Source organism: Ruegeria sp. CDSB022, assembly GCF_059611145.1.
The window spans coordinates 534,689-551,129 of the sequence record NZ_JBXWOZ010000001.1; the positions used below are offsets into that span (position 1 = coordinate 534,689).

The 16,441-nt window shown below is 54.7% G+C and carries 20 protein-coding genes and 1 tRNA gene; 14 read left to right on the top strand and 7 right to left on the bottom strand.

The window, feature by feature from the left end; all coding sequences use genetic code 11:
* Nucleotides 1–3: 3 nt before the first annotated feature.
* The 4 genes from AC2FIZ_RS02645 to AC2FIZ_RS02660 all read left to right on the top strand — a co-directional run bounded on the left by AC2FIZ_RS02645 (nucleotide 4) and on the right by AC2FIZ_RS02660 (nucleotide 2,210).
* Nucleotides 4–291 (top strand): DUF1330 domain-containing protein, encoded by a 288-nt coding sequence (locus tag AC2FIZ_RS02645; protein WP_281972077.1) that lies wholly within the window; start codon nucleotides 4–6, stop codon nucleotides 289–291.
* A gap of 469 nt (nucleotides 292–760) precedes the next feature.
* Nucleotides 761–1,282: a transglutaminase-like cysteine peptidase gene (locus AC2FIZ_RS02650; RefSeq protein WP_246097162.1), complete on the top strand. Its 522-nt coding sequence runs from the start codon at nucleotides 761–763 to the stop codon at nucleotides 1,280–1,282.
* Between the two features lie 150 nt (nucleotides 1,283–1,432).
* Nucleotides 1,433–1,837, top strand: coding sequence for a hypothetical protein (locus AC2FIZ_RS02655; protein WP_496790552.1), 405 nt, complete (start codon nucleotides 1,433–1,435; stop codon nucleotides 1,835–1,837).
* A 181-nt stretch (nucleotides 1,838–2,018) separates the two neighbouring features.
* Nucleotides 2,019–2,210, top strand: a complete 192-nt coding sequence (locus AC2FIZ_RS02660; protein WP_496790553.1) for a hypothetical protein — start codon at nucleotides 2,019–2,021, stop codon at nucleotides 2,208–2,210.
* A 190-nt stretch (nucleotides 2,211–2,400) separates the two neighbouring features.
* Here the strand turns inward: AC2FIZ_RS02660 and typA are convergent, their stop codons facing one another.
* Complete coding sequence (gene typA, locus AC2FIZ_RS02665) at nucleotides 2,401–4,218, bottom strand: translational GTPase TypA (RefSeq protein ID WP_271947178.1); 1,818 nt, start codon at nucleotides 4,216–4,218, stop codon at nucleotides 2,401–2,403.
* Between the two features lie 76 nt (nucleotides 4,219–4,294).
* The gene (locus AC2FIZ_RS02670; protein WP_142633723.1) at nucleotides 4,295–4,630 is read right to left on the bottom strand and encodes a DMT family transporter; all 336 of its coding nucleotides are present in this window, start codon (nucleotides 4,628–4,630) and stop codon (nucleotides 4,295–4,297) included.
* Between the two features lie 175 nt (nucleotides 4,631–4,805).
* Here AC2FIZ_RS02670 and AC2FIZ_RS02675 point away from each other — a divergent pair, with 175 nt between their 5' ends.
* Nucleotides 4,806–4,937: a hypothetical protein gene (locus AC2FIZ_RS02675; RefSeq protein WP_282027394.1), complete on the top strand. Its 132-nt coding sequence runs from the start codon at nucleotides 4,806–4,808 to the stop codon at nucleotides 4,935–4,937.
* Between the two features lie 54 nt (nucleotides 4,938–4,991).
* Here AC2FIZ_RS02675 and AC2FIZ_RS02680 read toward each other — a convergent pair whose 3' ends face one another.
* Genes AC2FIZ_RS02680 through AC2FIZ_RS02690 form a run of 3 tightly spaced genes read right to left on the bottom strand, consistent with a single transcriptional unit; the run spans nucleotide 4,992 to nucleotide 7,044 of the window.
* Complete coding sequence (locus AC2FIZ_RS02680; RefSeq protein ID WP_282027395.1) at nucleotides 4,992–6,149, bottom strand: HD domain-containing protein; 1,158 nt, start codon at nucleotides 6,147–6,149, stop codon at nucleotides 4,992–4,994.
* Nucleotides 6,146–6,391 carry a hypothetical protein gene (locus AC2FIZ_RS02685; RefSeq protein ID WP_142633727.1) on the bottom strand — a complete coding sequence of 82 codons (246 nt, stop codon included), beginning with the start codon at nucleotides 6,389–6,391 and terminating at the stop codon, nucleotides 6,146–6,148. The genes AC2FIZ_RS02680 and AC2FIZ_RS02685 overlap by 4 nt, the downstream gene beginning before the upstream one ends.
* Nucleotides 6,391–7,044, bottom strand: a complete 654-nt coding sequence (locus AC2FIZ_RS02690) for an alpha/beta hydrolase (RefSeq protein WP_142633729.1) — start codon at nucleotides 7,042–7,044, stop codon at nucleotides 6,391–6,393. The genes AC2FIZ_RS02685 and AC2FIZ_RS02690 overlap by 1 nt, the downstream gene beginning before the upstream one ends.
* A 178-nt stretch (nucleotides 7,045–7,222) precedes the next feature.
* Between AC2FIZ_RS02690 and iscR the strand changes: the two genes are divergently transcribed.
* From iscR to AC2FIZ_RS02735, 9 genes are all read left to right on the top strand, one after another.
* Complete coding sequence (gene iscR, locus AC2FIZ_RS02695; protein ID WP_142633731.1) at nucleotides 7,223–7,681, top strand: Fe-S cluster assembly transcriptional regulator IscR; 459 nt, start codon at nucleotides 7,223–7,225, stop codon at nucleotides 7,679–7,681.
* A 48-nt stretch (nucleotides 7,682–7,729) separates the two neighbouring features.
* A complete protein-coding gene (locus AC2FIZ_RS02700) occupies nucleotides 7,730–8,809 on the top strand; it encodes a cysteine desulfurase family protein (RefSeq protein ID WP_282021237.1) in 1,080 nt (359 codons plus the stop codon).
* An 18-nt stretch (nucleotides 8,810–8,827) separates the two neighbouring features.
* Nucleotides 8,828–10,348, top strand: coding sequence for a Fe-S cluster assembly protein SufB (sufB, locus tag AC2FIZ_RS02705; RefSeq protein WP_281972082.1), 1,521 nt, complete (start codon nucleotides 8,828–8,830; stop codon nucleotides 10,346–10,348).
* A gap of 70 nt (nucleotides 10,349–10,418) precedes the next feature.
* Nucleotides 10,419–11,174 (top strand): Fe-S cluster assembly ATPase SufC, encoded by a 756-nt coding sequence (sufC, locus tag AC2FIZ_RS02710; protein ID WP_281994598.1) that lies wholly within the window; start codon nucleotides 10,419–10,421, stop codon nucleotides 11,172–11,174.
* Complete coding sequence (sufD, locus tag AC2FIZ_RS02715) at nucleotides 11,174–12,454, top strand: Fe-S cluster assembly protein SufD (RefSeq protein ID WP_496790555.1); 1,281 nt, start codon at nucleotides 11,174–11,176, stop codon at nucleotides 12,452–12,454. Before sufC ends, sufD begins: the two co-directional genes overlap by 1 nt.
* Nucleotides 12,454–12,939: a YIP1 family protein gene (locus tag AC2FIZ_RS02720; protein ID WP_142633741.1), complete on the top strand. Its 486-nt coding sequence runs from the start codon at nucleotides 12,454–12,456 to the stop codon at nucleotides 12,937–12,939. The genes sufD and AC2FIZ_RS02720 overlap by 1 nt, the downstream gene beginning before the upstream one ends.
* The gene (locus tag AC2FIZ_RS02725) at nucleotides 12,936–13,502 is read left to right on the top strand and encodes a YIP1 family protein (RefSeq protein WP_142633743.1); all 567 of its coding nucleotides are present in this window, start codon (nucleotides 12,936–12,938) and stop codon (nucleotides 13,500–13,502) included. The genes AC2FIZ_RS02720 and AC2FIZ_RS02725 overlap by 4 nt, the downstream gene beginning before the upstream one ends.
* Nucleotides 13,503–13,516: 14 nt before the next feature.
* Complete coding sequence (locus AC2FIZ_RS02730; protein WP_281972083.1) at nucleotides 13,517–14,737, top strand: cysteine desulfurase; 1,221 nt, start codon at nucleotides 13,517–13,519, stop codon at nucleotides 14,735–14,737.
* Nucleotides 14,738–14,803: 66 nt separating this feature from the next.
* Nucleotides 14,804–14,880 (top strand) — tRNA-Arg (locus tag AC2FIZ_RS02735).
* Between the two features lie 121 nt (nucleotides 14,881–15,001).
* Here the strand turns inward: AC2FIZ_RS02735 and AC2FIZ_RS02740 are convergent.
* Together AC2FIZ_RS02740 and AC2FIZ_RS02745 are read right to left on the bottom strand one after the other, a co-directional pair.
* On the bottom strand, nucleotides 15,002–16,042 hold the full coding sequence (locus tag AC2FIZ_RS02740) for a site-specific integrase (RefSeq protein ID WP_496790557.1): 1,041 nt from the start codon (nucleotides 16,040–16,042) through the stop codon (nucleotides 15,002–15,004).
* A complete protein-coding gene (locus AC2FIZ_RS02745) occupies nucleotides 16,021–16,236 on the bottom strand; it encodes a hypothetical protein (protein ID WP_496700388.1) in 216 nt (71 codons plus the stop codon). Before AC2FIZ_RS02745 ends, AC2FIZ_RS02740 begins: the two co-directional genes overlap by 22 nt.
* Nucleotides 16,237–16,441 lie beyond the last annotated feature (205 nt).

Consider the following 16,441-nt stretch of genomic DNA (forward strand, 5'->3'; position numbering starts at 1 on the left):
AAAATGTCCGCACTTTGGATTGCACATGTCAGTGTTACTGACGCCGAATCCTATGGAAAATATGCCGAGCTCGCCGGGCCAGCGATTGCCAAACACGGTGGTGCGTTTATCGCGCGTGCTGCGCGATACGTGCAGTTGGAAGGCAAAGAACGGCCGCGCAATGTTGTCGCCAAATTCCCCTCATTGGAAGCCGCTGTTGAGTGCTATAATTCGGCGGAGTACCAGCAAGCTCTCGATCACGCGCGTGGTGCAAGTGAGCGGGAATTGGTGGTCGTAGAGATCACAGATTAGAATCACCCCGTGCGATCAGGGATTTAATACCCCTGTCAGCTTATTCATTGGGCGGTTTTCAGCCAAAAGATGGCCGCCCAATTATGACGTTGCGGCAAGCGTCGACCTGAAGTCCCATAAATTTTTTATTTACAAGTAGTTAGCGGGTCTTGATGTCGGGCCTGCCAAGGGGTTCGTGTTTCGAATGTGGCGAGCAGCGCCAGATTCTTACCCAAAAATGCCATTTTCAATGACGGAATTCCGCCTCTTTTAGTTGCAAGATTTGAGACAGATTGCACAATTAGGCGTGTTTACCGATAGTTTCGGAAAACGGAATATGGTCCTGTTTTGCGGCAATCGCAGGGAAAACACGGATCGAGGGACAGGCATGGCGACCATGGGTACGGAATTTAGGGCCGTTAATGCGCGGATCTGGACTGGTTTTGGTAGAACTTTAGGAATCCTCGCATTGGCGTTGGGCTCCTCGGTTATGGCACCAGATGCGCAAGCGCGGGAAGGCAACTTCATCCGCACAGTCGCATCTTCGCCCCCGCCGTCTGGAGCGCGGCAACTGTGCCGTCAATACTCTTGGGCATGTTCCAGCAAGGCTTCGAATTCAATGTCGAGCCAGCAAGAGATGCAGATCATCAAAAAGGTCAACCGGCAGGTAAACGCAACCACCCGCTCGGTTACTGACCAAGCCCAATATAGAACTCGGGAACGTTGGGCACTGCCGACTTCGCGCGGTGGGGATTGCGAAGACTTTGCTCTGCTGAAGAAAAGGGATCTTATCCGTGCGGGCGTCGATCCGAGCAAACTTTTGATCGCAACTGTACTGGATACGCAGCGAAATTCTCATGCGGTTTTGGTTTATCGCTCGGCCAGTGGCGATCTGGTTCTGGATAACTTGACCAACCGCATCAAACCCTGGTCGGCGACGCGATATCTGTTTCTGCGGATGCAGGACCCTCGGCGGCCCAGTAAATGGGTCGGGGTCTTCGGCAGAAGCTGAGGAAAGCTAATCTCAGCTGGTTAGAATGCAAAAATGGCGAAGCAGCAGCTTCGCCATTTTCTGTAGTACTAAATTAGCTTACTTAGGGTTGCCCGGATTGTTGGTACCGTTCGGGTTCTGAGATTGGCCGCCTGGATTGGTTCCGTCGCTATGGCCAGAACGGTTGCCCTTGGGTCCACCGTCACCACCTTCGCCGCCGTCACCACCTTCGCCGCCGTCGCCACCTTCGCCGCCGTCACCACCTTCGCCGCCGTCGCCACCTTCGCCGCCGTCACCGCCTTCGCCGCCGTCACCGCCTTCGCCGCCGTCACCACCTTCGCCGCCGTCGCCGCCGTCGCCACCTTCGCCACCTTCGCCGCCGTCACCACCTTCGCCGCCGTCGCCACCTTCGCCGCCGTCGCCGCCGTCACCACCGTCGCCGCCGTCACCACCGTCGTCATCATCGTTGCCGTCACCATTGCCGCCACCGCCGCCGCGGGTATCACCGCCGCCGCCGCCGCCACCGCCGCCGCCGGAACCACCACCGCCATTTTCATCAGCAGCGCCGTCTCCTGATCGTTGCTCATTTCCGAGAATAGATGCGGTTGGAAAGTCAGTCAGAACTGCTGCAAAAGCTGGGCAACTCTCCAATGTACGGGACAAGATGTCCTCGAAATCTGAGCGTCGCTGCAAATAGCGCAGCATCCGGGCGTCTACGACAGAACATGCACAAAGCGTTTCAGTCGATACCGACTGTTTGGCTGTTCGTATTGTACACATGTCTGAAGCTGAAGCGGATACAGCTGAAATAACTGGGAATGTTGCTGAAACAAATACTATTGAAAGTAAGCGAGACTTAATGCGCATGGCGCTACTCCTTGATACTCATTACTCAAAACTTGGCAGGCAAACAGGTGCCATACTTTGGACACAAATACATCCCTTTTGAGCCAGAATTACAAGTTTCCTAAAATTGTGAATGTTAAAAGTGAAACAACTTAAAGAGGAAAGTGTAGGTAAAACAAAAAGAAGGCCCGCTTTGAGAGCGAGCCTTCCAGGATGGGCCTTAATACGCGTGTGCGCAAATATGTCACGATTGTGTTATTGTTTCCAATCTGTGAACTGCATCACTGCAATGATCAGGCAGATCTTGCCATACGCTTGCGCTCGTGCGGATCCAGAAAGCGTTTGCGCAGACGGATTGCGTTCGGGGTCACTTCGACAAGTTCGTCATCGTCGATATAGGCGATCGCCTCTTCCAACGAGAACTGAATATGGGGTGTCAGGCGCACAGCGTCATCCGATCCGCTGGCCCGGACGTTGGTCAGCTTTTTCCCCTTCAGCGGGTTAACCTCAAGATCGTTGTCGCGCGAATGCTCGCCGATAACCATACCCTGATATACATCGGTCTGAGGGCCAACAAACATGCGGCCACGCTCTTCGAGGTTCCAAAGGGCATAGGCAACTGCTTGTCCGTTCTCCATCGAGATCAGAACGCCTGCGCGGCGGCCCGGAATTTGTCCTTTATGCGGTGCCCAGTCGTGGAACACACGGTTCAAAACGCCAGTACCGCGTGTATCTGTCAGGAATTCACCGTGATAACCGATCAACCCGCGTGACGGCACATGGGCGATGATGCGGGTTTTGCCCGTACCAGCAGGCCGCATCTCGGCCAGTTCACCTTTGCGGACACCTGTTATCTTTTCAATGACCGAGCCGGAATACTCGTCGTCCACGTCAATGGTGACTTCTTCGATGGGCTCCAGGCGCTGACCGTCTTCTTCGCGGAACAGGACCTGTGGGCGAGAGATACTCAGCTCGAACCCTTCGCGGCGCATGTTTTCGATCAGAACACCCATCTGCAATTCGCCGCGTCCCGCAACTTCGAAGGCCTCACCGCCCGGAGTGTCGGTAATGCGAATGGCGACGTTTGATTCTGCTTCTTTCATCAAACGGTCGCGAATGACACGGGACTGAACCTTTTTACCGTCTCGGCCGGCAAGGGGCGAATCGTTGATACCAAAGGTCACTGTGATGGTCGGCGGGTCGATCGGCTGCGCAGGCAGAGCGTCTTCGACCTGTGGGGCAACAAGCGAATCTGCCACGGTCGCTTTGCTCATGCCTGCGATGGTGACGATATCGCCCGCCTCGGCCACATCAATGGGTTGCTGCCCCAAACCGCGGAAAGCCAGGATTTTAGAGGCGCGAAAGTTCTCGATAAGTGTTCCGTCCCGGCTGAGCGCCTTGAGGGTGTCACCTGCCTTGAGCGTACCACTTTCGACACGGCCAGTCAGAATGCGGCCGATGAACGGGTCGCTGCCCAGTGTCGTGGCAAGCATCCGGAAGGGTTCGTCCTTGCGTTCGATCTGTTTGGGAGCAGGGACGTGGTCAACGATCAGGTCGAACAGTGCTGACAGATCCTTGCGGGGTCCTTCCAGCTCCATATCTGCCCAGCCCGACCGGCCTGAGGCGTACATTGAAGGGAAATCAAGCTGATCGTCATCCGCACCGAGGTTTGCGAACAGATCAAAGCATTCGTCCAGCGCACGGTCTGGTTCGGCGTCGGGCTTGTCGACTTTGTTCAGCACCACAATCGGACGCAGACCCAGCGCCAGCGCCTTGGAGGTCACGAATTTGGTCTGCGGCATTGGACCTTCGGCAGCATCGACCAGCAGGACAACGCCGTCGACCATGCTGAGGATGCGTTCAACCTCGCCGCCGAAATCGGCGTGGCCCGGCGTGTCGACGATATTGATCCGCGTGCCTTTCCACTCCACCGAAGTGGCCTTTGCAAGGATGGTGATACCACGCTCACGCTCGAGGTCATTGCTGTCCATGGCGCGTTCTGCGACAGCCTGATTTTCCCGGAACGCACCGGATTGTTTTAGCAGCTCATCGACCAGCGTTGTTTTGCCGTGGTCCACGTGAGCGATGATTGCGATATTGCGCAGGTCCATGAGAGGTCAGCCTTTGAACGGGAAGTTGACGCGCGAATAACGCGGCTCGGCGAAATATGCCAGCCCTAACCGATCGTCAGTGTCCTGCTGTACCGGAAAAGAGGTGTATGATTAGTATTCCACCCAAAATCATGCTGAGTCCAGCGATCCCGGGTAAATCCAACCTCTGACCAAAGACAATGAAACCGATGATGGCAATCAGCACGATTCCAAGGCCGGACCAGATTGCATAGACGATACCAACCGGCATGTATTTGAGCGTTAGGGCCATCAGATAAAAGGCAATTCCATAGCCAACAACCACAAGCACTGACGGCCAGAACCGGCTGAATTGCTGGCTGGCCTGAAGTGCAGTTGTACCAATCGTTTCGGCAACAACTGCCAACAGCAGTAGAAGATATGCTTTGGGCACGGGGGTCTCGCATTCAATAAGGTTGCATTGGGTTGAGCACGAAATGACCGATACCCGCAAGCGATAGCAGGAGTTTACTGGCATCCGTCAGGGGTCAGGATTACCCGACTATGTGGATTTTCGGCAATGTGATACTTTGTCCGCGTTTTATCGTGTTTTTTTTAAGAGTATCGCCATGACGAAATTTGCAAAATACGTCATCGCTCTTTCGGCACTTATTGTTGCGCTTGGGTGGCTTGCTGGCGGGGGGTCCGTCGAAACAAAAGCAGCCCGAAATGTTGAGCGATTGATTGGTGCATCGGTTTAAGCGACTGCCGAATACAGGAAAAAGGGGTGTTATGCTCCTTTTTCCGCTGTGTTTTCAGCCTTCTGCAGTCTCAGAAAAGTAACCCCGAAGTAACGGATCCAGCCATGCCCACAGAGCTGGTGCACCGGGAATAATCACCGTGCCGACACGGCTGTGGATTTGTTCGTATGTGACGTTGTAATCAATCCAGGAACCGCCTCCTGTCTCGAGGTTGCCAACCGGGGTTTGGAAGCGATCAATCGCTTTGGCGAAACAGGCATCGGGGCTTTCGGCCTGTTCAAACTCCTGCCAGATCGACATGAATTCTTGATTTTGGACCTCTGGGAGCATTCCAAACAACCTTTGCGCCGCAGCAAGTTCCTCGGCGGCTTGTGCCGCGTGGTTGACCTGCCCATGAATTGGGTGATCACCGGCGTCAATTTCAACAATGTCGTGCAGCAAAAGCATCCTGAGGGCGCGGTTCACAGAAACGGAAGGGGCTGCATATTCAGACAGGACCCAGGCAAAAAGCATAATGTGCCAGGAATGTTCGGCTGAATTCTCAAACCGGTTATCATAGAGCAGACGCGATGCGCGCTGAACCGATTTGAGTTGGTCAGTTTCGGACAAGAAACCCAAACGCAGAGAAAGCGCGGAGGTTTCGAGTTTGCCTCCATTCAGCAGCGCTTGGGCAAGATTATATGCGTCCGGGAAAGCTTGTTGCAGATAGGCCGCGCGACCTTGTTTCAGGTTGTCATTCACGACAGCTAAATGCTCTGGGTTTGGCCGTTCTGCACACAGCACCTGAAACATCGGTTGCGACCGATCCAGAATCTTGGCGAATTTCGCGTCCGGAGTGGCGTCGGCCTCGAATTCTTGCCACAGAGCCAGAAACGTCGTGGCCTGATCAGCAGGCAGCATGCCAAACAGCTCTTCAGCAGCTGTTTGTTCCGCCAATTCCAGTGCTTTCCAATCTGTTTTCAGGTGAATCGGGTGATCGCCTACGATGATTTCGACCAGATCATGCAGCAGTAGCATTTTGATCACGCGGTCGATATTCACGTCTGGCCCGGCAACCGGTTCCAAAACCAGGGCCCAAAGCGCCAGTTGCCAACTATGCTCAGCCGCGTTCTCTGGGCGGGACTGATCCAACAAGGCGTTGGCGCGATTGACAGATTTCAGCCTGTCCGCGCGTTTAAGGAAGTCGATTTGCGCGGACAATCTTTGCGTCATTGTTTTTCTATAGCTTTCAGTTTTGACCGATGTTCGGTCAATTTCTCGACGACAAACTTGCGGGCCTTACGTTCGGCCATCCGGACACGGATCTCGGTCAGGAATGCTTCTTCCAATGTTTGTGAGGACGCCCCGATCACTTCGCCAACTTCCATGAAGAAGCGGTCGTTTCCGGTTTCGTCCATCACTTTCATTGTGTCTTCGGCCAGCTTGGAAGCAAGTCTGATGATCGTGTCGGACATTAGCGCGTGTTCTCTGTCAGCCGCCGTTTCACATAGTCACTTACGTCAGTGATCAGCGTATCCATGTGGCGATCCTGAAAGAAGTGGTCAGCACCCTCAACTTCGTTATGGGTGATTGTGATGCCCTTCTGTTCATGCAGCTTGTTAACCAAAGCAGTGGTGTCTGCAGGCGGGGCCACCCGATCAGAGGATCCGTTGATAATCAGACCCGAAGAGGGGCAGGGCGCCAAGAACGAGAAATCATACATGTTGGCTGGCGGAGAAACGCTGATGAAACCGGTAATCTCAGGGCGGCGCATAAGCAGTTGCATCCCGATCCAGGCTCCGAACGAGAACCCTGCGACCCAGCAGTGTTTCGAATTGTTGTTCATCGACTGCAGGTAGTCCAGTGCCGATGCCGCATCACTCAGCTCGCCTACGCCCTGGTCATATTCCCCCTGGCTGCGGCCAACACCGCGGAAGTTGAACCGCAAGACAGTGAAACCCATGTTGTAGAACGCATAGTGCAGATTATAGACCACCTTGTTGTTCATGGTCCCGCCAAATTGAGGATGCGGGTGCAACACGATGGCGATCGGTGCGTCTTTTTCCTTTTGCGGGTGGTAGCGGCCTTCCAGGCGGCCTTCGGGTCCGGGAAAAATCACCTCGGGCATGTGTGCATAGGTCCTGTCTTTTTCTTCTGGGTGTCCGGAAATACTTGACGATAATCGTCGGACACCTTAGAACGGTTCTAATTGTGATAGTCGGCGCAAGGGCGCTGTCAGTCGGAGATACGCACTGGCAGCGGCGGCGTCAATGATTTCGCGCGTTAACTGCCATAAGGGAATGAGAATGAAGCTTTCGACCAAGGGTCGTTACGCGATGGTGGCCTTGGCTGATATCGCTCTTCAGTCTTCTGACGGACTGGTAACGCTGAGCGAAATTTCCGAACGGCAGGACATCTCGTTGCCTTATCTTGAACAGCTGTTCGTAAAGCTGCGCCGGGCCGAGCTTGTCTCGTCAGTGCGCGGTCCGGGCGGAGGTTATCGGTTGGCGCGCCCTGCGTCGGAAATCCGTGTAGTCGAAATTCTGTCCGCCGTCGACGAAACTGTAGACGCGTTGAAAAAAGGGGCAGGGGCATCCGGGGCCTCATCGGGCAGTCGTGCGCAATCGCTGACCAACCGATTGTGGGAAGGGCTGAGTGCCCATGTTTATGTGTTTCTGCATCAAACGCGGCTTTCTGATGTGATCAGGAACGACTTGGCGCCCTGTCCGGCTGTTCCTAATCTGTTTGCGGTCGTGGACGAGTAAGATGAATTTGCTTTGTCCAAGTCCCTTTGGCTGCCAAAAGGTGCATCCATGAATCGTGTTTATCTGGATCATAACGCCACAACGCCAATTCGCCCCGAAGCGCGCGATGCGATGATCGCGGGAATGGATCAGATCGGTAACCCTTCCTCGGTTCACGCTGAAGGACGAGCGGCAAAGGCCATGGTGGAGCGTGCACGGGCGCAGGTGGCCGAAGCTGTCGGGTGCCGACCGCAGGAAGTTATTTTCACCTCTGGTGCGACCGAAGCGGCTCGGGTCCTGCAGAATAGACCGAATAATTGCGATGTGTTCGTCGATGCAACGGCGCATGACGCGCTTTGGTCGCATCTTGATCTATCGAACTGCAACGAACGCTCGTTCGGACCTGGTCACATCTTAGCAATGGGGTTGGCGAATTCGGAAACAGGTATCGTTACCTTGCCACCGAAAAAGGTCGAAGGTCAGTGGCCCTATGGCGCACGGCGCGCCGATTGGTTGTTGCTGGATATTACACAGGCTGTTGGCCGTATTCCCTTTTCCTTCGCCTGGAGCGATGCGGATATGGCGGTTCTTTCGGCGCATAAAATCGGCGGTCCTAAGGGTGTTGGCGCTCTGATCCTAAAACAAGGGCTGGACATCAACCCGCTTGCGGTTGGTGGCGGGCAGGAAATGGGCCGGCGCTCCGGGACGGAAAACGTTGTTGGAATCGCGGGTTTTGGTGCCGCTGCCGAGGCCGCAGTGAAAGATCTGGCTAACGGTGTTTGGGAAAATGTTGCTAAATTTAGAAATATTCTAGAGAACGCTCTTGAGGCCGGATCGAAAGCGACTATTTTTGTCGGGAAAGATCAGGAGCGACTCCCCAACACTTTGTGTTTTGCAACTCCCGGATGGAAAGGGGAGACGCAGGTTATGCAGATGGATCTGGCTGGATTTGCGATCAGCGCAGGTTCGGCCTGTTCAAGTGGCAAGGTAAAGACCAGCCGAGTTCTGACGGCAATGGGATATGACGAGGTAACGGCAGCCAGCGCAATTCGCGTATCGCTCGGCCCTTGGACGACAGAAGATGATGTGCTGCGTTTCGCGGATACGTGGCTGGAAAAAGAGAAAAAGCATCGCGCGCGTGCCGCGTGATCTGACGGAGGATAAGTCATGGCCGCTTTGGACCAGACTCAGGTAAAAGAAGGTGTCGATCAGGAAACCGTTGATGCGGTGCGCGAGGCCGGAACTTATAAATACGGCTGGAACACCGATATCGAGATGGAATACGCCCCAAAAGGCGTGAACCCCGATATCGTCCGTCTGATCTCGGACAAGAATGAAGAACCGGAATGGATGACCGAATGGCGTCTGGCCGCGTTCGAACGCTGGACCAAGATGGAAGAGCCGAAATGGGCGATGGTCAGCTATCCCGAAATCGACTTCCAGAACCAGTATTACTATGCCCGTCCGAAATCGATGGAGGTAAAGCCGAAATCGCTGGATGAGGTGGATCCGAAGCTGCTGGCTACTTACGAAAAGCTTGGTATCCCACTGAAAGAACAGATGATTCTGGCTGGCGTCGAAGGTGCCGAGGATATGCCCGTCGAAGGGCGCAAAGTGGCCGTGGATGCGGTGTTCGACTCGGTGTCCGTTGGCACAACTTTTCAGGCCGAACTGAAAAAGGCAGGTGTGATCTTCTGTTCGATTTCTGAAGCGATCAGGGAACACCCCGAGCTGGTCAAGAAATACCTGGGCACTGTGGTTCCGGTATCCGATAATTTCTATGCCACGCTGAACTCGGCCGTGTTCTCGGACGGGTCATTTGTCTACATCCCGCCGGGCGTACGCTGCCCGATGGAGCTGAGCACCTATTTCCGCATCAATGCGGAGAACACCGGTCAGTTTGAACGCACCCTGATCATCGCCGATAAAGGCAGCTATGTCAGCTACTTGGAAGGCTGTACTGCGCCTCAGCGCGACACTGCGCAGCTGCATGCTGCCGTGGTCGAAATCATCATCGAGGAAGATGCCGAGGTAAAATACTCGACCGTTCAGAACTGGTACCCCGGGGATGAGAATGGCAAGGGCGGCATCTATAACTTTGTGACCAAGCGCGCGGATTGCCGCGGCGACCGGTCCAAGGTGATGTGGACGCAGGTGGAGACCGGCTCTGCCGTGACATGGAAATACCCGTCCTGCATCCTGCGCGGCAATGAAAGCCAAGGTGAGTTCTATTCGATCGCGATTGCCAATAATTATCAGCAGGCCGACACTGGCACCAAGATGATCCACCTCGGCAAGAACACCAAGTCTCGGATCGTTTCGAAAGGGATCAGCGCGGGCAAGGCGCAGAACACCTATCGCGGGTTGGTCTCGATGCATCCAAAAGCCAAGGACAGCCGCAATTACACCCAGTGTGACAGCTTGCTGATCGGCGACAAATGCGGGGCGCATACGGTGCCCTATATCGAGGTCAAGAACAACTCATCGCGCGTCGAGCATGAAGCGACGACGTCGAAGGTCGATGATGATCAGCTGTTCTATTGCCGTCAGCGCGGAATGGACGAGGAAGAGGCCGTGGCCCTTGTTGTCAATGGGTTCTGCAAGGACGTGCTACAGGCACTGCCAATGGAATTTGCGATGGAAGCCCAGCAGTTGGTGGCCATCAGTCTCGAAGGATCTGTGGGTTAATCCCAACTTTCCCTGAATTCAGAACATACAGGGGGCATGACCCTCTTGCGATACGCCAAAGGAAATAAACATGCTGGAAATCAAAAACCTGCACGTCAAACTTGAAGAAGAAGACAAGCAAATCCTCAAAGGTGTCGACCTGAAGGTTGAGGCTGGCAAGGTACATGCGATCATGGGGCCGAATGGCTCGGGCAAATCGACGCTCAGCTATGTGCTGTCCGGTCGGGATGGGTATGAAGTGACCGAAGGCTCGGCGACCCTTGGTGGTGAGAACCTGTTCGAGATGGAACCGGAAGAGCGCGCAGCAGCCGGTGTTTTCCTGGCGTTCCAATATCCGGTTGAAATCCCGGGCGTTGGCAACATGACCTTTCTGCGCACCGCTGTGAACTCACAGCGCAAGGCCCGCGGGGAAGAAGAGCTTTCAGCAGCCGATTTCCTGAAAGAGGTGCGCGCCAAGGCCAAATCGTTAAAGATCGATGCGGATATGCTGAAGCGCCCTGTGAATGTTGGCTTTTCTGGCGGTGAGAAAAAGCGCAACGAAATACTGCAAATGGCCATGCTCGAGCCCAAAATGTGCATTCTGGACGAGACAGATTCCGGTTTGGATGTAGACGCGATGAAACTGGTTGCCGAGGGCGTGAACGCGCTGCGCGACGAAGCGCGTGGTTTCCTTGTTATCACGCATTATCAGCGCCTTCTGGACCACATCAAACCTGATGTCGTGCATATCATGGCCGATGGGCGGATTGTAAAAACTGGCGGTCCCGAGTTGGCACTTGAGGTTGAAAACAACGGTTATGCCGACATTCTGGCCGAGGTGAGCTGATGGCGTTGCCCCAAGCAAAACAGACTGCGACAGAGGAGCGGTTGGCCGTCCTGTCGTTGCCCGATGCCGGATGTACTCGCGCTGCGCGCGAGGACGCAATTGCCCGTGTGCGCCAAATGGGCTTGCCCAGCCGGCGCGACGAGTACTGGAAATACACCCAACCCGATACGCTCGTATCGGCTGATGCAGCGCATGCGGCGCTGTTCGAGTCGGACGAACCGCAAATGTTCGATGAATTCGACCGCTTGAAGATTGTCTTCGTTGACGGAGTGTTCAATCCCGAAGAGTCCGATGATCTGACACTCGAAGGTGTTTCGATCGACCGGCTTGAAGATATTTGCTGCAAAGATATCCATTGGGCCAAAGACTTGTACGGCGTTCTTGAAGCAAATGGACAAGTCCCGGTTCAGCGCCCGCTGGCCGCATTGAACACCGCATTTGCATCAGACGGCGTGGCCATCCATGTGACCGGTAAGCCATCGAAACCGATCAGCCTGATCTATCGCCATGCGTCCGAGGATTCGGATGCGATCCTGCATCACGTAGTGCGGGTCGAAACTGACGCCGAGGTTGCCATTCTCGAAAACGGGCCGGCGGCATCGCGTTTCAACAAATGTATGGAAATTGACATTGCCGATGGTGGCTCGCTGCACCATGTGCGGGCCCAGGGTCGTGACCACGAGCGTCGTGCGGCGACGCATATGTTTACACGGTTGGGTGCCAATTCTGTCTACAAATCCTTCACCCTGACTATGAACGGTGTTCTGACCCGGAACGAACAGGTGATCGAATTGACCGGCGATGATGCGGTGGCGCACGTGGCCGGTGCCTGCGTCGGAGATGGCGATTTTCACCATGACGACACGGTGTTCGTCACCCATGACGCGGTTGGTTGCGAAAGCCGCCAGGTGTTCAAGAAGGTGCTGCGGAACGGCGCGACCGGCGTGTTTCAGGGCAAGATCCTTGTGAAAGAGGGCGCCCAGAAAACAGACGGGTATCAGATCAGCCAGTCTTTGCTGCTGGATGATGATAGTCAGTTCCTCGCCAAGCCCGAGCTTGAGATCTATGCCGATGACGTAGTCTGTTCGCACGGTTCGACATCAGGTGCGCTTGATGAAACGGCTCTGTTCTACCTGCGGTCTCGGGGTGTGCCCGTCAAAGAGGCAACAAATTTGCTGACTTTGTCGTTCCTAGCCGAGGCTGTGGAAGAGATCGAGGATGAAGGCCTTGCGGAGGCTATGGTTGACCGCCTTGAAGGCTGGCTTTCTCGGCGAAGCTGATGCCGGTAACGTCGGATATAGTGGCCACATACCGTGGACCAGGCCGGGTTGTAAGCCGGCTTCTGGATTTGGGCGAACGTGAGGACCGCGCTTTGGTCTTTGTAATGGCGTTCTGCGTGGTGGCATTCATTGCGCAACTGCCACGTTTGTCCCGGCGGGCGCATCTCGAAGACCTCGAACTTAACATGCTGTTGGGCGGTGCCTTGCTTGGAACTGTCATTATCTTGCCGCTGTTCTTTTACCTTCTGGCCTTCGTGTCCCACGGTGCGGCGCGTCTGTTCGGCGGAAAGGGGACTGCCTATGGCGCAAGGTTGGCTCTGTTCTGGGCGTTACTATCCTCGACGCCGTTGATTTTGCTGAACGGCCTTGTCGCTGGTTTTATTGGTCCGGGGACAACCATGACCACTGTCGGGTTGGTTTGGTTCGTCGTATTCCTGTGGTTCTGGTTTTCGGGCCTTAGGCAAGCGCAAAGGTATGCGGAATGAATCCGGCCGTGCTGAGTCAGATTGCTGTTCTGACCCTGACCAACCCTGCCGAAGCGGCAAGACGGTTGCTGGATCTGCGTCCCGGGCGTGAAGTTGTCTGGCTGGCATTCTTTCTGGCTGTCGTTCTGAACGGTGCCATCCAAATTGGTATCGAACAGATGGTCCCTGTCCCGCAAGGTGAACCGCTTCCCGTTTCTGATCCTGTTATTCTGAACCTTCTACGTTCGTCAGGCGCGATGCTGCTCAGCGTGGTGGCTCTTCTTTTTGTTGGTCGTACTATCGGGGGCGTTGCGACATTCAAAGATATCCTGATCCTGACGATCTGGCTGCAATTCCTTCAGATCGCAGCGATGTCGGTGACGCTGATCGTTTCGATGGTTGTTCCATTTATGATGGTCATGTTTTTGCTGGCGACCGCACTTGTCAGCCTTTACGTCTCAATGCATTTCCTGAATGAAGCTCATAAGTTCAACTCGATGCTGAAATCTTTTGGGGTCATTCTGTTATCCGCACTGATTTCAATCTCATTTGTCCTCATGTTCACACCCAGCGGCCCGGTCTAGGGAAGAAAAATACGATGTTCGATCTGCAGAAAATTCGCGCTGACTTTCCGATCCTGTCCCGAGAGGTAAACGGCAAGCCGCTGACCTATCTGGACAATGGAGCATCAGCTCAGAAGCCACAGGTTGTCATTGACGCTGTGACGCGGGCTTATACCGAAGAATATGCAAATGTGCATCGCGGGCTGCACTATCTGTCCAATCTGGCGACCGAGAAATACGAATCCGTTCGTGGAACTATTGCCCGATTTCTGGGCGTAACGGATGAAGATGAGATTGTTCTGAACTCGGGCACGACCGAAGGCATCAATCTGGTCGCCTATGGCTGGGCGATGCCGCGTCTTCAGGCCGGGGATGAGATCGTCCTGAGTGTGATGGAGCATCATGCAAACATCGTACCCTGGCATTTCCTGCGCGAGCGTCAGGGAGTGGTGTTGAAATGGGTGGATGTGGATGCGGATGGTGGGCTTGATCCGCAAGCTGTCATTGATGCCATCGGTCCAAAAACCAAGCTGGTCGCGGTGACCCATTGTTCGAACGTGTTGGGCACGGTTGTGGATGTCAAAGCAATCACCGAAGGCGCCCATGCCAAAGGCGTCCCGGTGCTGGTGGATGGCAGTCAAGGCGCCGTGCATATGCCGGTCGATGTCCAGGATATCGGCTGCGATTTCTACGCCATCACCGGGCATAAGCTTTATGGCCCATCAGGATCGGGAGCGATTTACATCAAATCTGACCGAATGGCCGAAATGCGCCCGTTTATCGGTGGCGGTGACATGATCAAAGAGGTCAGCAAGGATCAGGTGATCTACAATGATCCACCGATGAAATTCGAGGCGGGAACTCCTGGTATCGTGCAAACCATCGGACTGGGCGTCGCTCTGGACTATCTGATGGATTTGGGGATGGACAACGTTGCTGCTCATGAGGCCGAGATCCGAGACTATGCGATGCAGAGGTTTGCAGGGCTGAACTGGATTCAGCTTCAGGGGACACGGCCGGACAAAGCGGCGATCTTTAGCTTCACTTTGGACGGTGCAGGCCACGCACATGACATTTCGACGATTTTGGATAAAAAGGGCGTCGCTGTTCGGGCCGGGCACCATTGTGCTGGACCATTGATGGATTTCCTCGGAGTCACCGCGACATGCCGCGCCAGTTTTGGTCTCTATAACTCGAAAGATGAGGTCGATACCCTGATCGAAGCGCTTGAACTTGCGCATGATCTGTTCGCGTGAAACCTGTTTGATCCGGGTCGATTTTCAGTTGCACCCGGACCGGAACAAGGTTAGCTAACGGCTCAGGCACCTGTAGCTCAGCTGGATAGAGCGCTGCCCTCCGAAGGCAGAGGCCAGAGGTTCGAATCCTCTCAGGTGCGCCATTCAACAAATATTATGAATACAAATCAAATGCTTATCCAGCTGGTTTCCACTTGGTTTTCAAGCGGTTTCCCAAATTCATTCTTTGTTCGTTCTCTTTTTCGGATTGTTTTTTGCGAGGCACTATCGCTTCCTTATGTCTAGGACTTTTCTTTCACCAGAAACCAGCGCCCTTTTGTTCACATCCCTGGTGTAATCCTCGATCTCTTTCAGGCTGTCGTGGCCGGTCCAAGCCCCGATCTGGTGTGGTGTCCATCCTGCGTAGACGAGAGACATCGCTCGGGCCTTTCGCAAACCGTGGGCAGTCCTGTCGTCGGGCAGCCCCGCGGATGATGCGGCCGCGCTGATGAACTGAGACAATGCCTTCTGACTTCGCGGCTTTCCATTGCGCGTGGTGATCCAAATCATGTCGCCGCTGATGCTATCGAGGAACATCTTCTGGTCGGTTTCAAGTAGGGGCGGTGGCGGGGTAGTGATCGGCACAACGGCAGTCCCGCCGGTCTTTTGCTGGACGAATTCCAGTATTCCGTCTTCAACTTTCTGCCATCCTAGGGTTCGCGCATCGACGCATCTCGCCCCGGTCCAGAACACGACTTCCATTGCCTGTCGCTCCGGTGTGCCGATTGCCCAATGCTTTCGGAACTTACTGATGTCGGCGGCTGTCCAGGGTTGATGTGGCTTCGGGTCGTATTTCGAGATTACAGCATCCCGCGCCGGGTTGGTGTCGATCGCACCTTGTTCTTTTGTGTACTCCAGAAGGGCGCGCCAGATCGTCCGACGGGGGCGGGCCGCTCCGGCTGATACCTTCGCGAGATCCTTGTTGATGTGATAGGTGCGCAGATCCGTGATTTTGCTGACGCCGTAGGCTTCGCTCATCTGATCGAGAATACGCCGCCAAACTACTTGCGTGCTGGGTGCGCGGCCCTCGAAAGATTTGGAGCCCTTGAAGGCTTCAATAGCTGCGGCAATCGTCCCCGCTTTTGCGCGCAGTTTTTTTTCGGGTTCAGCACTTCCGGCGGCAAGATACGCCTCAAGAAAACGCGGGTCATTTTCGGGAAGATTCAGCAGGGGAACCAAAGACCCACCGACACGGCGATAGACATAAACGCTGCCATTTGGCTTGGTTATCCGTTTGATGCCCTTCAACCGAATACCCTGTCGCATGTGTTTTCTTGCCCCTGTTTGCCCTCATAAGGGAGATTGTCGGCATAGGCGTCAAGGTCGGCGATATCGTATAACTTGTTTCCACCGTCTTTTTTGCAGGGCAATTCGAGGCCGCGGAACTTGGATGTCGAGACACCCAAATAGTACGCGGCAGCCTTTGCCTGCATCAGTCGTGGTGGAAACTGGAAGCTCATATTCCCTCCTTTGGCTCGTCCTTCTGCTCAAGGAATAAGCGGCTCATGGGGTAGGGTCATTTTCTGACCAGCCGGCCCTCACCGCCGGTATCGGATTGCCGTTTGGGCGATCACAGCGCCGCTGATCGACTGTATCTCAGTATTCACTCGCGTTTGCTCCTGTATGCTTTTGGTCGTTTCCACGGCTCTCTCCTTTTCCCCTTCC

What these genes read in the sequence shown, in the direction of transcription:
- AC2FIZ_RS02740 (WP_496790557.1), bottom strand. Translation starts at nt 16,042, where the DNA reads ATGCGACAGGGTATTCGGTTGAAGGGCATCAAACGGATAACCAAGCCA.
- AC2FIZ_RS02725 (WP_142633743.1), top strand. Translation starts at nt 12,936, where the DNA reads ATGAATCCGGCCGTGCTGAGTCAGATTGCTGTTCTGACCCTGACCAAC.
- AC2FIZ_RS02690 (WP_142633729.1), bottom strand. Translation starts at nt 7,044, where the DNA reads ATGCCCGAGGTGATTTTTCCCGGACCCGAAGGCCGCCTGGAAGGCCGC.
- AC2FIZ_RS02680 (WP_282027395.1), bottom strand. Translation starts at nt 6,149, where the DNA reads ATGACGCAAAGATTGTCCGCGCAAATCGACTTCCTTAAACGCGCGGAC.
- sufC (WP_281994598.1), top strand. Translation starts at nt 10,419, where the DNA reads ATGCTGGAAATCAAAAACCTGCACGTCAAACTTGAAGAAGAAGACAAG.
- AC2FIZ_RS02700 (WP_282021237.1), top strand. Translation starts at nt 7,730, where the DNA reads ATGAATCGTGTTTATCTGGATCATAACGCCACAACGCCAATTCGCCCC.
- AC2FIZ_RS02685 (WP_142633727.1), bottom strand. Translation starts at nt 6,391, where the DNA reads ATGTCCGACACGATCATCAGACTTGCTTCCAAGCTGGCCGAAGACACA.
- AC2FIZ_RS02645 (WP_281972077.1), top strand. Translation starts at nt 4, where the DNA reads ATGTCCGCACTTTGGATTGCACATGTCAGTGTTACTGACGCCGAATCC.
- AC2FIZ_RS02730 (WP_281972083.1), top strand. Translation starts at nt 13,517, where the DNA reads ATGTTCGATCTGCAGAAAATTCGCGCTGACTTTCCGATCCTGTCCCGA.
- AC2FIZ_RS02650 (WP_246097162.1), top strand. Translation starts at nt 761, where the DNA reads ATGGCACCAGATGCGCAAGCGCGGGAAGGCAACTTCATCCGCACAGTC.
- AC2FIZ_RS02655 (WP_496790552.1), top strand. Translation starts at nt 1,433, where the DNA reads ATGGCCAGAACGGTTGCCCTTGGGTCCACCGTCACCACCTTCGCCGCC.
- iscR (WP_142633731.1), top strand. Translation starts at nt 7,223, where the DNA reads ATGAAGCTTTCGACCAAGGGTCGTTACGCGATGGTGGCCTTGGCTGAT.
- sufB (WP_281972082.1), top strand. Translation starts at nt 8,828, where the DNA reads ATGGCCGCTTTGGACCAGACTCAGGTAAAAGAAGGTGTCGATCAGGAA.
- sufD (WP_496790555.1), top strand. Translation starts at nt 11,174, where the DNA reads ATGGCGTTGCCCCAAGCAAAACAGACTGCGACAGAGGAGCGGTTGGCC.
- AC2FIZ_RS02675 (WP_282027394.1), top strand. Translation starts at nt 4,806, where the DNA reads ATGACGAAATTTGCAAAATACGTCATCGCTCTTTCGGCACTTATTGTT.
- AC2FIZ_RS02745 (WP_496700388.1), bottom strand. Translation starts at nt 16,236, where the DNA reads ATGAGCTTCCAGTTTCCACCACGACTGATGCAGGCAAAGGCTGCCGCG.
- AC2FIZ_RS02720 (WP_142633741.1), top strand. Translation starts at nt 12,454, where the DNA reads ATGCCGGTAACGTCGGATATAGTGGCCACATACCGTGGACCAGGCCGG.
- typA (WP_271947178.1), bottom strand. Translation starts at nt 4,218, where the DNA reads ATGGACCTGCGCAATATCGCAATCATCGCTCACGTGGACCACGGCAAA.